Source organism: Vibrio sp. 10N.261.52.C2 (assembly GCF_041471425.1).
GTDB lineage: Bacteria > Pseudomonadota > Gammaproteobacteria > Enterobacterales > Vibrionaceae > Vibrio > Vibrio crassostreae_C.
Window position 1 is genome coordinate 25,970 of the sequence record NZ_JBFROH010000021.1, and the last position, 15,542, is coordinate 41,511.

General features: G+C 44.4%; 15 protein-coding genes. 6 read left to right on the forward strand and 9 right to left on the reverse strand.

What is annotated here, in order from left to right; all coding sequences use genetic code 11:
• Positions 1-57 precede the first annotated feature (57 nt).
• Together AB4307_RS09010 and asnB are read left to right on the forward strand one after the other, a co-directional pair.
• Positions 58-1,644, forward strand: a complete 1,587-nt coding sequence (locus AB4307_RS09010) for a cation:proton antiporter domain-containing protein (protein ID WP_017062195.1) — start codon at positions 58-60, stop codon at positions 1,642-1,644.
• A 235-nt stretch (positions 1,645-1,879) separates the two neighbouring features.
• Positions 1,880-3,550: an asparagine synthase B gene (asnB, locus tag AB4307_RS09015; RefSeq protein WP_017062196.1), complete on the forward strand. Its 1,671-nt coding sequence runs from the start codon at positions 1,880-1,882 to the stop codon at positions 3,548-3,550.
• Between the two features lie 78 nt (positions 3,551-3,628).
• Here asnB and rfaH read toward each other — a convergent pair whose 3' ends face one another.
• Positions 3,629-4,135: a transcription/translation regulatory transformer protein RfaH gene (rfaH, locus tag AB4307_RS09020; RefSeq protein WP_017068990.1), complete on the reverse strand. Its 507-nt coding sequence runs from the start codon at positions 4,133-4,135 to the stop codon at positions 3,629-3,631.
• A 501-nt stretch (positions 4,136-4,636) separates the two neighbouring features.
• Here rfaH and AB4307_RS09025 point away from each other — a divergent pair.
• Positions 4,637-6,022: a peptide MFS transporter gene (locus AB4307_RS09025; protein ID WP_102393253.1), complete on the forward strand. Its 1,386-nt coding sequence runs from the start codon at positions 4,637-4,639 to the stop codon at positions 6,020-6,022.
• Positions 6,023-6,112: 90 nt separating this feature from the next.
• On the opposite strand, the gene hemH is transcribed toward AB4307_RS09025, so the two are convergent.
• The 3 genes from hemH to htpG all read right to left on the reverse strand — a co-directional run bounded on the left by hemH (position 6,113) and on the right by htpG (position 10,291).
• Positions 6,113-7,075 carry a ferrochelatase gene (gene hemH, locus AB4307_RS09030; protein WP_017068992.1) on the reverse strand — a complete coding sequence of 321 codons (963 nt, stop codon included), beginning with the start codon at positions 7,073-7,075 and terminating at the stop codon, positions 6,113-6,115.
• A gap of 277 nt (positions 7,076-7,352) precedes the next feature.
• Complete coding sequence (adk, locus tag AB4307_RS09035; protein WP_372131673.1) at positions 7,353-7,997, reverse strand: adenylate kinase; 645 nt, start codon at positions 7,995-7,997, stop codon at positions 7,353-7,355.
• 389 nt (positions 7,998-8,386) lie between these two features.
• Positions 8,387-10,291, reverse strand: coding sequence for a molecular chaperone HtpG (htpG, locus tag AB4307_RS09040; protein ID WP_017062201.1), 1,905 nt, complete (start codon positions 10,289-10,291; stop codon positions 8,387-8,389).
• 271 nt (positions 10,292-10,562) lie between these two features.
• Here htpG and AB4307_RS09045 point away from each other — a divergent pair, with 271 nt between their 5' ends.
• The 3 genes from AB4307_RS09045 to AB4307_RS09055 all read left to right on the forward strand — a co-directional run bounded on the left by AB4307_RS09045 (position 10,563) and on the right by AB4307_RS09055 (position 12,447).
• A complete protein-coding gene (locus tag AB4307_RS09045; protein ID WP_136978865.1) occupies positions 10,563-11,474 on the forward strand; it encodes a transcriptional regulator in 912 nt (303 codons plus the stop codon).
• Between the two features lies 1 nt (position 11,475).
• The gene (locus AB4307_RS09050) at positions 11,476-11,991 is read left to right on the forward strand and encodes a regulatory protein ToxS (RefSeq protein WP_017063402.1); all 516 of its coding nucleotides are present in this window, start codon (positions 11,476-11,478) and stop codon (positions 11,989-11,991) included.
• Between the two features lie 135 nt (positions 11,992-12,126).
• Positions 12,127-12,447, forward strand: a complete 321-nt coding sequence (locus AB4307_RS09055) for an Rdx family protein (protein WP_017062204.1) — start codon at positions 12,127-12,129, stop codon at positions 12,445-12,447.
• Between the two features lie 24 nt (positions 12,448-12,471).
• On the opposite strand, the gene yfcE is transcribed toward AB4307_RS09055, so the two are convergent.
• The 5 genes from yfcE to AB4307_RS09080 are packed head-to-tail and all read right to left on the reverse strand — an operon-like array spanning position 12,472 to position 15,334.
• Positions 12,472-13,017, reverse strand: a complete 546-nt coding sequence (yfcE, locus tag AB4307_RS09060; RefSeq protein ID WP_017068995.1) for a phosphodiesterase — start codon at positions 13,015-13,017, stop codon at positions 12,472-12,474.
• Positions 13,018-13,064: 47 nt separating this feature from the next.
• The gene (locus AB4307_RS09065; protein ID WP_372097958.1) at positions 13,065-13,472 is read right to left on the reverse strand and encodes a CBS domain-containing protein; all 408 of its coding nucleotides are present in this window, start codon (positions 13,470-13,472) and stop codon (positions 13,065-13,067) included.
• Entirely contained in the window at positions 13,469-13,819 is a 351-nt protein-coding gene (locus AB4307_RS09070; protein ID WP_017062207.1) for a P-II family nitrogen regulator, read from the reverse strand. Before AB4307_RS09070 ends, AB4307_RS09065 begins: the two co-directional genes overlap by 4 nt.
• Entirely contained in the window at positions 13,809-14,603 is a 795-nt protein-coding gene (locus AB4307_RS09075; RefSeq protein WP_017062208.1) for a DUF1538 domain-containing protein, read from the reverse strand. The genes AB4307_RS09070 and AB4307_RS09075 overlap by 11 nt, the downstream gene beginning before the upstream one ends.
• Entirely contained in the window at positions 14,600-15,334 is a 735-nt protein-coding gene (locus tag AB4307_RS09080) for a DUF1538 domain-containing protein (protein ID WP_017072437.1), read from the reverse strand. Before AB4307_RS09080 ends, AB4307_RS09075 begins: the two co-directional genes overlap by 4 nt.
• Between the last annotated feature and the right edge of the window lie 208 nt (positions 15,335-15,542).

The following is a 15,542-nucleotide window of genomic DNA, read 5'->3' on the forward strand; positions in this document are numbered from 1 at the left end:
CCGTGTTTGTATAAACACGGCCCGTTTTTTTAAGCTAGGGAACTACAACAACAAGTTATGGAACTTATATTAATATCCACTGCGTTTATCGCAGGATTTATTGCTTTAAAGTGTCACCTTCCCCCATTAGTTGGTTTTTTGGTTGCAGGCTTTGGGCTTTTTGCCTTTGGCTTTGAAACCAATGACACCATCATTACTTTAGCTGACCTTGGTGTCACGCTGCTTCTATTTACTATCGGCTTAAAGCTCGATATCAAAACCCTACTCTCTAAAGAGATCTGGGCTGGCGCGACAATCCACAACCTTTTGTCCACTCTGTTTTTCGCCGTCGCCCTGTTTGGCTTTAAGTTCTTAGGTATTTCATCGCTAGCTGCCATGTCGGTAGAACAGATCGTTCTGCTCGGTTTTGCTCTTTCATTCTCTAGTACTGTATTTGCGGTTAAGACTCTGCAAGAGAAAGGCGAAATGAATGCGACCTACGGAACGTTAGCGATTGGTATCTTGGTCATGCAGGATATCTTCGCCGTAGTATTCTTAACGGCTTCTACGGGCAAAATACCTGAGTGGTATGCAATTGCTCTGTTTGCCCTACCCTTATTACGCCCACTGTTCTACAAAGTGCTCGATTGGGTTGGTCACGGTGAGATGCTGGTTCTTTCCGGCATCTTCTTCGCATTAGTCGTCGGTGCTGGTTTATTCCATTTGGTTGGTGTGAAACCAGATTTGGGGGCTCTTGTTCTAGGTATGTTACTTGCTGGTCACCCAAAAGCCTCAGAATTATCAAAGTCGCTGTTTAACCTTAAAGAACTTTTCCTTGTCTGTTTCTTCTTGAATATTGGTCTGTCAGAGCAACCAACCATTCAAGGCTTTATGCTCGCAATCTTGTTCTTGCTGATGCTGCCTGTGAAAGGTGTTCTCTACTTCTTGGTACTCAACCGCTTCAAGTTCCGTGTTCGAACGTCTCTACTTGCCTCGCTATCACTGTTTAACTATAGCGAGTTTGGTCTCATCGTTGGTGGTCTCGCCTTCAAGATGGGTTGGATGTCGGGTGATATCTTAGTTGCCGTTGCCATTGCAGTTTCACTGTCTTTTCTAATCGCTGCTCCTTTAAACCGAGCTGGTCATAAGCTTTATCAGCAGTCAGGTAAATGGCTAAAAGAGCATGCGTCAGAAAAGCTTCACCGACGTGATAAGCGAATTGACCCTGGTCGTGCCCAAGTGCTTATTCTAGGTATGGGCCGAATTGGTACCGGTGCTTATGACGAATTACGTACTCGCTATGGCAAGGTCAGCCTAGGTGTAGAAGTGCGTGAAGAAGCCGCGCACAACCACAGAAGCCAAGGCAGAAACGTGATTTCTGGCGACGCGACTGACCCAGATTTCTGGGAGCGAATTCTAGATACAGCAAACGTAAAGCTGGTGATTTTGGCAATGCCTCACCACCAAGGTAATCAAACCGCTTTAGAACAATTAAAGTCACGTAACTTTAAAGGCCAAATTGCGGCTATTGCTGAATATCCCGATCAACTCGAAACACTGAAAGAGAATGGCGTTGATGCGGCATTTAACATTTACAGCGAGGCTGGTAGTGGTTTTGCTCGCCACGTTTGCGAACAGTTAAATCCAAATATCAATAAAATCTAGTATTAGACAGTGTTCAACTAAACCTCTCAAAACTGCCTATTTTTCGCACTTTTGAGAGGTTTTTGTTTAAAAAACCAACCGCAATTAAACATCACACACCAAAAGCACATAAAAATTAGATAATTTCTAACAGAACACCCTTTATATTATTTTTTTGCTCACATCCGGTTGCTTTTTTTAGCCAGAATGGCAAATTGAATGCAGTTGATTTGGAAATTATTTAAAAGGAAGTTCTATGTGTTCAGTATTTGGCATTCTCGACATTAAAAGTGATGCCGCAGCACTTCGCCCTATTGCTTTAGAAATGTCTAAGAAGCTTCGTCACCGTGGTCCAGACTGGTCTGGTATCTATGCTGGTGAAAAAGCAATCCTTGCTCATGAACGTCTTGCTATTGTTGGCTTGAACAGTGGTGCTCAACCACTATACAGTCAAGACAAAAAGCACATTCTTGCAGTAAACGGTGAAATTTATAACCACAAAGAACTTCGTGCACGCTATGAAGATAAGTACCAGTTCCAGACTGATTCTGACTGTGAAGTTATCCTAGCGCTATACCAAGAGATGGGTGCAGACCTTCTAGAAGAGCTTAACGGTATTTTCGCATTCGTTTTATACGACGAAGAGAAAGACGAGTACCTAGTGGGCCGCGACCATATTGGTATCATCCCGCTTTACCAAGGTTACGATGAGCACGGCAACTACTACGTGGCTTCAGAGATGAAAGCATTGGTTGAAGTATGTAAGACGATCAGTGAATTCCCTCCAGGTAGCTTCTACTCTTCGAAAGATGCTGAACCTCAACGCTACTACATCCGCGATTGGAACGAGTACGCTGCGGTACAAGGCAACAGCACAAGCAAAGAAGAACTGACTGAAGCGCTAGAAGCAGCCGTTAAACGTCAACTAATGACTGACGTTCCTTACGGTGTACTTCTATCTGGTGGCCTGGATTCATCAATTACTTCAGCAGTTGCAAAACGCTTTGCGGCAATGCGTATCGAAGATGATGAGCAATCTGAAGCTTGGTGGCCACAACTGCACTCGTTCGCTGTTGGTCTTGAAGGCGCACCAGACCTTATCGCTGCTCGTGAAGTTGCGGACAAGATCGGAACTGTGCACCATGAGATGACTTACACTATTCAGGAAGGCCTAGACGCAATCCGTGACGTTATCTACCATATCGAAACTTACGATGTAACGACGATTCGTGCATCAACGCCAATGTACTTGCTGGCTCGTAAGATCAAAGCGATGGGCATCAAGATGGTACTTTCAGGTGAAGGTGCTGATGAAATCTTTGGTGGTTACCTGTACTTCCATAAAGCGCCAAACGCGAAAGAGTTCCACGAAGAGACAGTACGTAAACTGCTTGCTCTAAGCATGTTCGACTGTGCTCGTGCAAACAAATCGCTAGCGGCATGGGGTGTTGAAGGCCGTGTACCATTCTTGGATAAAGAGTTCATCGATGTCGCAATGCGTCTGAACCCTGAAGATAAGATGTGCGGTAACGGTAAGATGGAGAAACACATCCTGCGTGAGTGTTTTGAAGACTACCTACCAGATTCAATCGCATGGCGTCAAAAAGAGCAGTTCTCTGATGGTGTTGGCTACGATTGGATTGATACATTGAAAGCAACGGCTGAAGCAAAAGTAACGGATCAACAAATGGAAGCTGCTAAGTTCCGTTTCCCTTACAACACGCCAACAACCAAAGAAGGTTATGCTTACCGTGAAATCTTTGAGGAGCTATTCCCTCTAGAATCTGCGGCAGAGTGTGTACCTGGTGGTCCTTCAGTTGCTTGTTCATCAGCGAAAGCGATTGAGTGGGATGAGTCATTCAAAAACTGTGTCGACCCATCAGGCCGTGCAGTACAAGCCGTTCACAACGATGCTTACAACGCTTAGAGCGTTTTGAACAAATCCTAAAGACTAAAAAAGGCGCATTATGCGCCTTTTGTTTTAAGCCTATTTTTATTACTGCAGTTATGCGCGAGCTTGTAGTGCTTCGTTCTCAATACTGATTGGAACGACTTGGCTGATCATTTTCACCAGCATAATCGATCGAGCCTCACCGTCTTTCTGATCGAAAATAGCTTCAACCCCAGCAAATTGGCCACTCTGAATCTTAACTACCTGTCCAGATTCAAACTCAACACAACAATCTTCCACTTCGTTACTGCAGCACTTCTCAAACTCTTTAAGTTCAAACACCAAGTCTCCTTGGACCTCGTGCGGCAGTGAACCGAACTTAATAAAGTCCACAACGCCACGTGTTGAACGAACGGTCGTGAAGCTAGGACCTTGCTCATAGTCGAAGCGAACAAAGATGTAAGACGGAAACAGCGGTTCTTTGACCTGCTTTTCTTTCCCTCTCACCACCTTTTCGACTTCTATTTGAGGGTAAAAGCACTCTACCCCCTGATTCTCTAAGTGCTGCTGAGCGCGTTTTTGATCACCACGCTTACAGTAAAGCAAATACCAACGTTTCATTTGACTAGCCATTTTATATTTTTAGATATTTTACCACATGCCTAAAACGGTTAAATCACCATTAATAAAATGAATCGTTGCTAACGAAAAATAATGCGTAGCAGACCAATTTATCAACAAAAAGTTATAGGTGTCGGAGTGGTTAAGCATTGTACAGAGATCATTTAGAGATCAAAAGACTCATTGTTGTAAGCATATGTATGCCCCACCTAATGCGCATGCCACTCCCTTCAAACTCAAAATGATACACCAGAGCAATATATCTAAAGATTTTAATTCAACACAACTTTAATGAAGGTTATTAACCAACCAACTCAAATCTGGAAAATTAGTTTGCAGCACATCTAAAATGGGCAACATTAAAAATAAAGATATTTAATATCAACATCTTAGTTAAACCAAGTTGTCGTGACCATAAAATAAGTCTATTGCAGACTTTTATCCCACTGTGTATACATGAATGACTATAAAATCTTTTAATACCTAAAATTAGTAAAACTTATGCCAAGCAACCACAACATCTTTGGCCACCCTAGAGGCCTATTTCTACTTTTTAGCACAGAGCTATGGGAACGTTTCTCTTACTATGCGATGCGTGCCATCCTTGTCTTATTTTTGACTGACACTACCCTCAACGGTGGACTGGGTTGGTCAACGAAAGACGCACTCGATCTCTACGGTATTTACACCGGCTTAGTCTACATCACACCATTAATTGGTGGCTGGATTGCCGATAACTACCTAGGTCAGCGTAAATCAATTATGATTGGCGGTGTATTGATGGCACTTGGCCAATTTACAATGGCTCTACCTAACGGCTTCATCGGTTTAGACCAAGTGAACGCGCTGTACCTTGGTTTAGCACTGCTAATCAGTGGTAACGGTATGTTTAAGCCGAACATCTCAACCATGGTTGGCGATCTGTACCAAGAAGGCGATAACCGCCGTGACGGTGCTTTCACCATTTTCTACATGGGCATCAACTTAGGTGCGCTGCTTGGTGGCTTAATTTCAGGTGCTGCTGTCGATTCATTCGGTTGGAAAGCAGGTTTCCTAGCCGCTGGTATTGGTATGGTTATTAGCTTGATCATGCAAGTGACAATGGCTCAGTCTTGGTTGGGCAACATCGGTTCTGTGCCTGCTGCTGCAAGAGCGAAAGCACTAAACAAATCTAAAGAAAAAGCGCCACTGACCAAAGAAGAGTTCGACAGACTAAAAGTGATTCTTATCATGGGTCTGTTCGTGATTGTTTTCTGGGCGGGCTTTGAACAAGCTGGCGGCCTAATGAACATCTACACTCAACAATATACTGACCGTATGATTGGTGGCTTTGAAGTTCCTGCTGCGTGGTTCCAATCTTTGAACCCATTCTTCATCATTACACTTGCTCCAATCATTGCTGCGTTCTGGGTGAAACTGGGTAAGCGTGAACCCAACTCTCCTGTTAAGTTTGCAATGGCATTGTTCTTCTTAGCACTGGGCTTTGTGTGCATGATGGGCGCGGTAATGGAGCAAGGCGGTGACCTAACCGTGAAAACATCAATGCTATGGCTAGTCGGTGCTTTCTTCTTCCATACCCTTGGTGAGCTTTGTCTATCGCCTATTGGCCTGTCGTTGGTCACTAAGTTAGCTCCGCTTCGCCTAGCATCATTGATGATGGGTGCATGGTTTGGCTTCAATGCGGTGGCAAACTACGTGGCAGGCCTGGTCGGTTCTCACGTTGGTGAGCTTGGTGCTATGTCAATCTTCAGTGGTATTGCTATCACAGCAACGGTGAGTGCCATATTACTGCTGCTTTGTGCTGGTAAGCTTGTATCATGGATGCATGGTGTAGAAACCAACATGACGCTTGAAGCAGAACCAAAAGCAGAAACTTCGGTCGCTTAATAGCTAGATCGATTTCAAGAAGAAACATCAAGATCAAAAAGGGCTGCTCAATGAGCAGCCCTTTTGTTATCTATTCAATCGCCATATCAGTTAGCGATGAAGCGCCACTAGTTCAGCCATCATGTCGATGTGTGAGTCTCTGTCGTTCAGACACATAATGTAGCTAAAGTCCGAACCACCAGCGTCAATGAACGTCTCTTTACACTGGTCTGAAATCTCTTCCAACGTTTCCAAACAGTCAACCGAAAAGGCAGGTGCCATGATGTCGATCTTCTTGATGCCTTTACTCGGCAGTGACTCAAGTGTCTCGTCAGTGTATGGCTTCAACCACTCTTCTCGACCAAATCGCGATTGGTATGTCATGGTGATATCGTCCGCTAACAAACCTAACTCTGCCGCAAGCAGCTTTGTTGTCGCTTCACAATGCTGAGGGTAGATATCGCCTTCATCAGCCAGTCGCTTCGGAATACCGTGGAAAGAACACACTAAATGATCGGCTCTGCCATTTTTATCCCAATGACTGCGGACGCTTTCAGCCAATGCTTTTGCATAGCTTGGGTGCGCGTAGTAGTCGCGAATAAAGCGATAGCTCGGGATAACTGGCATCTGCTTAAAGGCTTTGGTCAAACCATCAGAAACCGCCGCTGTGGTTGTGCCAGAGTACTGCGGATACAGAGGCAGTACGATGATGTCCTCAACGCCCTGCTCCATCAGTTGCTCAACACCAGTCTTTAGGCTTGGGTTGCCATAGGTCATACCCAGTGCAACAGGCATCTCTAGTTTTTTCTGGAGCTTTTCAGCTTGTCTTTGAGAGTACACAAGCAGTGGTGAGCCCTCATCCATCCAGACAGACTGATACAGCTTAGCAACTTTAGGCGAGCGAATCGGTAAAATCACGCCATGTAATATAGGACACCAAAGCCAACGCGTTAGGTTTACAACTCGCTTGTCGTGTAAGAATTCACTCAAAAATCGACGAACGCCAGCGGGGGTCGCCGCATCTGGCGTTCCTAAGTTCACCAGTAAAACGCCCTGCTTTTTATTATTTTCCATAGATACCTGAGACCAATATGTGATTTTCTGGAAAGTAATATACTAATCTGCATAAGTTTAAGATCATTGCGCCTCAATGAAAGTCTGAATAATCATTCTTCATATGAGATACACAACATCCACTCTCAATTGCTAGCCACTGCCATCGGGTCTGAACCGTTCTGAATCATGTGCAATCAAGTTATATAGATTGGTATCGTACTAAAAATTGAAACAAAAAAAGCGACCCTTAAGGTCGCTTCCAATATATCAAATTCTAAAACTGGCTGTTAGCCAATTATGCTAGTGCTTTCTCAAGTTCTGCACTAACTTCAGCAACTTGCTTAGTACCGTCAAACTTAAGGTACTGAGTGTTACCTGCATCAGCTTCTTTACCGTAGTAAGAGATTAGCGGAGCTGTTTGATCGTGGTATACACCTAGACGTGCACGAACTGTTTCTTCTTTGTCGTCATCACGTACCACTAGGTCTTCACCCGTTACGTCATCTTTACCTTCTTCTTTAGGCGGATTGTACACAGTGTGGTATGTACGACCAGAAGGAAGGTGAGCACGACGACCAGCCATACGCTCAACAATCACATCGTCAGCTACGTCAAATTCAACAACGTAATCAACAGCGATGCCCATTTCTTTTAGGCCATCAGCTTGTGGGATTGTGCGTGGGAAACCGTCTAGTAGGAAACCTTTCTCACAGTCATCTTGAGCGATACGCTCTTTGATAAGACCAAGGATAATTTCATCAGAAACTAGCTGACCAGCGTCGATTACTGATTTTGCTTGCTTACCAAGCTCAGTACCCGCTTTGATAGCAGCACGTAGCATGTCACCAGTTGAAATTTGAGGGATACCAAATTTGTTCATGATGAAGTTAGCTTGAGTACCTTTACCCGCGCCAGGAGCACCTAGAAGAATGATGCGCATGTTTAATCCTCTTATAAAATTATGATTTATACCGAAGCTCACTATCCCTCCATTCTTGCTCATTTTTAGGATGAACAGAAAGCGTTAAGTAACCATTGAGGCTAAGCAAAACTGTGAACAGAAGCAAAACGGTAAGTTTCGGTATAACGTTTAAAAATCATACAACTGGAGATAGTTGCTTCTTAGCCCCAGCTGATTAGGTCGAGCATTCTATCACATTAATATTCAATTTGGCTGAATTTACGACTAAAGAATGCATCGACAACATTTGTTGTGACGATAACGGTGACGTTGACCACGTTAGGTCAATTTTCAACGACGTTCATAAAAAAAAGCCCGCATTTGCGAGCTTTTTATTGTAATTGTTGGCTTAACCTAAAGTCGAAAGACTAACGCTTTGTTAGTAGCTCGTTGATTGCACCCAAGAATTGTGACGGATCTTCCATTGAGCCCTTTTCAGCCAGCATCGCTTGACCAAGTAGCAACTCAACCCAACGACCAAACGCTTGCTCGTCTGCTTCGTCAGCCATCTGTTTAACCAGTGCGTGCTCAGGGTTAATCTCGAAGATGTACTTCACTTCCGGTGCCGCTTGACCCGCAGCTTCAAGAAGCTTCGCCATTTGCGTGCCCATTTCGAAGTCGTCAGTCACAACAACCGCAGGTGTCGTTGCTAGCTTGAAGGTCGTACGAACTTCTTTAACACGACCACCTAGGTAAGATTGAGTACGCTCAACAACAGATTTGAACTCTTCTTCTGTCTCTTTTTGCTTCTCTTTCTCTTCTTCACCTTCAAACTTGCTTAGGTCTAAGCCTGCTTTAGTGATCGATTGGAACTGTTTACCGTCGAAGTCAGTCAGGTAGTTCATTACGTACTCATCAATACGATCGTACATTAGAACCACTTCAATACCTTTAGCTTTGAACTGCTCCAAGTGTGGGCTGTTCTTAGCGGCAGCGTAGCTATCTGCTGTCAGGTAGTAAATCTTATCTTGGCCTTCTTTCATGCGCTCAACGTAAGATTCTAGGCTGATGGTTTGTTCAGCAGAATCCACTTCCGTTGACGAGAAACGAAGTAGACCAGCGATCTTCTCTTTGTTCGCCATATCTTCAGCCGGGCCTTCTTTCAATACTAGGCCGAACTCTTTCCAAAACTCTAGGTACTTATCATTGTCATTCTTCGCCATGCGCTCAAGCATAGTCAGTACACGCTTGGTACATGCGCCACGAAGAGACTGAGTTACCTTGTTGTCTTGCAGGATTTCACGAGACACGTTCAATGGCAGATCGTTTGAGTCAATCAAGCCACGAACGAAACGCATGTAAGATGGCATGAACTGCTCTGCGTCATCCATGATGAATACACGCTGCACGTAAAGTTTCAAGCCACTCTTGTGGTCACGGTTCATCATGTCCCAAGGTGCTTTCGCTGGGATGTAAAGCAGGCTTGTGTAATCGTTCTTACCTTCAACCTTGTTGTGGCTCCAGGTTAGTGGATCAGCAAAGTCGTGAGATACGTGCTTGTAAAACTCTTGGTACTCTTCTTTCTCGATATCAGATTTGTTGCGAGTCCAAAGCGCTTGCGCCTTATTGATCTGTTCCCAATGTTTCTCTTCGGTGTCTTTACCTTCGTCATCTTTCACTGCTGTGAAGATAGAAACAGGAATACCGATGTGGTCAGAATATTTACCAATCACTTCACGCAGACGCCACTCATTTAAGAACTCTTTACCGTCTTCACGCATGTGCAGAACGATGTCAGTACCACGAGACTCTTTAGTGATGTCTTCGATTGTGTAATCGCCTTCACCTGCAGAGTGCCACTGAACAGCTTCATTGTTCGGCAGGCCAGCTGCACGTGTGCGAACCGTTACCGCGTCTGCGACGATGAATGCAGAATAGAAACCCACACCAAATTGACCAATCAGTTGAGAGTCTTTGCTTTGGTCTTCAGACAGCTTTGAGAAAAAGTCTGCAGTGCCTGACTTAGCAATCGTACCTAAATGCTCAATAACGTTGTCGCGGCTCATACCGATACCGTTATCAGAAATGGTTAACGTGTTTGCTTCCGCGTTGAAAGAAAGTTTTACACCTAGATCTGCATCACCTTGGTAAAGGTCACCGTTCGATAGAGCTTGAAAACGAAGCTTATCAGCCGCGTCAGATGCGTTAGAGATCAGCTCACGTAGAAAGATTTCTTTATTTGAATACAGTGAGTGAATCATTAGATGAAGTAGTTGTTTTACTTCAGATTGAAAGCCACGAGTCTCTTTATTTTGCGTTGCCGTTTCGCTCATTTTTACTCCAAAACATCTATACTTTATGTTGAATAATCATAGGGGCGTAACACTTGATGCCACTCTTCTGTTCATTAACATGAGGATGACAAATGTAAATTCAAGGTCAAAAATCATAAAAACACTGTTTTTTTTATCTGTTTTTATTATCCTTGAGCCTGATAAATATAAAAGAACATAAAATGAGCCATGATTTGGTGAAGAATTAACGGAACTTCACCTGAGATTTGTCTATTTCGCCCCCCAAAACAATCCAAAATAGAAGAATTCAATGAGTAATATCGGCACAAAGTTTATTCTCGCACAACGGTTCGTATTCGACCCAAACAGCAATTCACTTGTCGATCAAATGAGCGACGGTGAAGTCGTACGTCTTGGTAGCAATGAAAGCCGCATTCTCTTGATGCTGTCAGAAAGGCCTAATGAAGTTATCACTCGTAATGAATTGCATGAGTATGTTTGGCGAGACCAAGGCTTTGAGGTGGATGACTCAAGCTTAACGCAAGCCGTATCGACTCTGAGAAAGATGCTCAAAGACTCGACTAAATCTCCTGAATTCGTAAAGACAGTACCGAAGCGCGGTTACCAATTTATTGCGACCGTTGAGCGCTCTGCGCCACTGTCATCAAATGATCAGCCAGTAGCCGCTGAAATTGCAGAAAATGACGTTGAACCTATCCTAACGTTTGCAACGCCTGCAGCGACTGAACAAGCAATCACTGACACATTTGAACCTGAGCCAATTACAAAAGTTCAACAAACTAAAGTGGCAGTAGAACCAGCAACCGCTCCTGTTGTAGCTCCGGCTAAAAGCACCAATAAATGGTTAACATTTTGGTTACTGCTTGCCGCTTTCATCATGCCGATTCTCGTTTTAACGTTTACTACCCCGGTGGAGTCCGAGTTCACGGTTTTGACTGAAGTGGATGGTGTAAAGGTTCAATCACCGGTTAACCACCCAGACCTCAGCAGTTGGCTGCCAGCAATAGAAAAGTGTGTATTAAGTTACAACACGAGTCACACTGGTGTGTTAAAGCCGGCTGAAGTGATCGCTACAGGAGGACAAACCAATAACCTTGCCCTCAACTACATTCACTCGCAAGATTACTCGAGCGAAAATGTAACCCTAAGAATTTACGCAAACCAGTCGGATGTAAACGACATTTGTAACGGTGGTAAGTAACATGAAATTAAAAGTATCGATTATCTTACTGGTTCTATCGGCATTTTTGAGTGGTTGGCTATATTGGAGCAGCAATGCAAAAGTAGAGCGCTTGCTCACTCAGCATGAATGGCAGTCGAGAATGGTGACGCTGATTAGCGATAACAAGCAAGCTGACTCAATCGGCCCACTTCGTAGAGTTGAACTATCATCGAATGCGAAATACCTACCAAATGGTACATATTTAAGAATGTCAGTGGTTAGACTTTACGGTAATCAAACTGAGCCTGCGAATGTCATCAACATCTCTGAAACGGGTCAGTGGGATATTAACGATAACTACTTACTGGTTTCGCCAACGGAGTTTAAAGATGTGACCTCGGCTCAGCGCCAAGACTTTTCAGAAGAACAGCTAGAGCTGATCACTCAAGTCATTAAGATGGACGCAGAGCAAAGCCGCCGCATAGATATTGTTAACCCGAAGGCACTGCTACTGACTAGCTTAAATCATGGTTCTACCGTATTGTTTTCAAACTAAGATTGGATCGCTATTTACTGTTTATGAATAGCTGAATACCATGAAACGGTAAACCAATAGAAAAAAGGGGCATGAAGCCCCTTTTTTGTTAGCCGTTGGTATCAAATTACGGATGTAGCATTTTAAGGATTAACCATGAAAACGGAACAACCTAATCTGGCGCCAGCGAAAGAGACAGCAACAAAAGCCACAATCGCGATACACTATTGCCGTCAATGCAATTGGATGCTTCGCTCTAGTTGGTTATGCCAAGAGCTACTGCATACCTTCAGCGAAGAAATTGAACAAGTGAGCTTACACCCAGACACAGGAGGCAGGTTCGAAATCTTTTGTAATGGTGTGCAGATTTGGGAAAGAAAAGCAGATGACGGTTTTCCAGAGGCGAAAGTTCTGAAGCAAAGAGTACGAAACATCATTGCTCCAGACAGAGATCTCGGCCACGTGGACTCAAAATAAGCCTTTCACAGCCGATCCAATGATTTAAAGCTGACCACTCACGAGAACATCACCTTCAAGGCTAATGACTTTGAAGGTATTGTTTTCATAGATGCCATAGCTTGCCGCGTGTCCCTCTCGTGGGAATGTCACCGAGCTAGGGTTAAAGATAAAGATGTCATCTTGGTATTCGGCGACAGGAATATGGGTATGACCGTGTGCAATGATATCGCCCGCCTTCAACGCAGGGCGTTTATTGGTGTTGTACAAATGGCCATGCGTTAGGAAGATACGCTGGCCTGATTCTAATAGCACCCACGAGTAATCCATCATCATTGGAAAAGACAACAACATCTGATCCACTTCGCTATCGCAGTTACCACGAACGGCAATGATCTCTTGAGAAAACGCATTCAACTTATCTGCAACCGCCGGCGGGTTGTATCCTTCTGGAATCGGATTTCTTGGTCCATGATTCAGAATGTCACCCAATAGAACTAAATATTGCGCACCAGATGCTTGGTAGAGTTCTAATACCTTTTCTGTTGCTGGCAGCGAACCGTGTAGGTCTGAAGCAAAAAATAATTTCACACGTACTTCTCCATAAAATTTATGAGCCTATTGTACGTATCTAAATGCTACACGTCATCTCTCGCCATACCATTGATCACGATATTATTGTAACTAACCATACCGACTATCTTGTTATCACGAACTACTGGCGCACGACTGATACCAAAGCGTTCAAACAGGCGAGCGCAATACTTTACGTTCATCTCAGCAGACACGCTTAGCGCTGGCTTGGTCATGATCTCATAAACATTGGTTCGCCTTGGAGATCGGTTCTTAGCCAGTACTTTCTTGGCAATGTCATTCATCAATACGATGCCGTATTCGTCATCTTCGTGGCGTTTATCGACAATGATTGCCTTCACTTTGTGCTTTTTAGCCATCTCTATCGCTTCTAACACCGTGGTTAGCCCATCGATAATCACATACGTATTGGCCATGACATCGCCTACTCGGATCTTTTCACTGGTACTCATAGCTCATCCTCCACAACCTTTGTTAACGTCTCGACTTGATGCGCAACCCCGACTGCGTCTTCGATATCGATCTGCACCGCTATACCTTGTCCTGACTCCTGGTCAAACTCACCGACTTCGCCAATAGTTTCAAGAATATGCCTCGCTAAGTGTTCCTCAACCACAAACAGCAACACATCTTTTTGTACCTCTAGCGTTAGGCCAAAGAAGGTGGTTTTTTGGTTTAAGCCTTGCCCTCTGGCGTTGTTAATCACCGTTGCTCCAGTCGCGCCCGCATCACGCGCGGCATCGAGCACAGTGTCGGTCTTGCTCTCTTCTACAAACGCTAAGATAAGTTTAAAGCGCATCTTTGCTCTCCTTAGAGGTGTGTAAACGGTTTAACCATTGTGTTATTTGGGCATAGCCCATCACTGAAATGATGGGAAATAAGCTGGCAAAGGCGATCAACCCAAAGCCATCAATGACAGGATTTCTTCCTGGTACGGTTGAAGCAAGTCCAAGCCCGAGCGCCGTCACTAAAGGGACTGTCACCGTTGATGTAGTGACGCCACCCGAATCGTAGGCTAATGGGATAATGAGTTTTGGGGCGTAAAAGGTTTGAATGACCACGACGACATAACCAAAAATGATGTAGTAATGGATCGGGTCACCCGCAACGATACGGTAGCTGCCCAGTGAGATACCGATAGCAACGCCCAATGCCACGGCGATCCTCAGCCCATTGACGCTGATACTGCCACCGGAAACTTGGTTCGCCTTAATCGCTACAGCAATCAAAGAGGGCTCGGCTATCGTGGTGCTGAAACCAATACAAAACGCGAAAAGATAGACCCAGTAATAATCAAACCAAGCCAAAGCAAGACCAGAACTGATCTTAAACTCAGTCAAAAAACTTGGCTCGGTGAGTTGCATTGCCATCGTCTCCCCTAGAGGGAATAACGCGAGTTCCAATCCCATCAAAAAGAGTGATAAGCCAAGAATGACGTAGAAGAAACCGATCAGCACTTTGGCTAGGTTATTGACTGGCTTTCGTAATACCGCCAACTGAAAACCGAAGATGATGATCGCAATCGGGATCACATCCATCACAGTGCCGAGAAAGGTGTCGATAAATTGTTGAACACTGATCATGTCACCACCATCCCGTACACCATGACAAACATCATCGGCAGCAACGAAGCAAACGCGATCAACCCAAAACCATCTATCATCGGATTACGCCCTTTAATTGCCGAGGCTAAACCCACCCCTAACGCAGTTACTAATGGGACGGTGATCGTCGATGTCGTTACTCCACCAGAGTCATACGCAATTCCAATGATGTTTTCCGGAGCAAATGCAGTGAGCACGACCACTCCAATATATCCACCGATGATCATGTACTGGATTGGCCAACCTTTTAAGATTCTCAGCACACCGAGTAAAATAGCGATACCGACTGACAGTGCCACAGTAAAGCGCAGGCCATTGGCATACTGCTCCATTTCATCTAACGTATTGGGGATTACACCTCCCTCAGCTGCCACTTCTGCGGCTTCGGCAGCGACTGCGGTTAACGCTGGCTCGGCTATGGTGGTACCAAAACCCAAACAAAAAGCGAAGATCAATAACCAGAACACACTCCCCTTTCTGGCAAATGCTTGAGCCATCGATTCGCCAATTGGAAACAACCCCATTTCAAGGCCAAAGATAAAGAAAGTGAGTCCAAAAACGACGAGCACTAAGCCAGTCAGAATAGATAAAAGATGAGGAAGTGGCTCTTGTAAGACAGCAAGCTGGAAGAAAGCGATTACCGCCACGATTGGCAATAGATCCCTCAGGCTACCTAACATGGATCGAAACAAAGCAAGCACCGCCGTCATCGCAATTCCTTGTCGCTGATTATGAATTAATAATAATCATGGCAAATCCTTATCATTGCTTATGTGACAAATATTACGCAGTTGGTAACATATCCGAGTAAAGTGCATAAGTGTGATGACGGTACACATCCTGACTTGATGAATTTAATTTCACTCCTTTGTAAATTGGAAAAGGCGTAATTTGGGCATCACACGATTGAAACCTTAT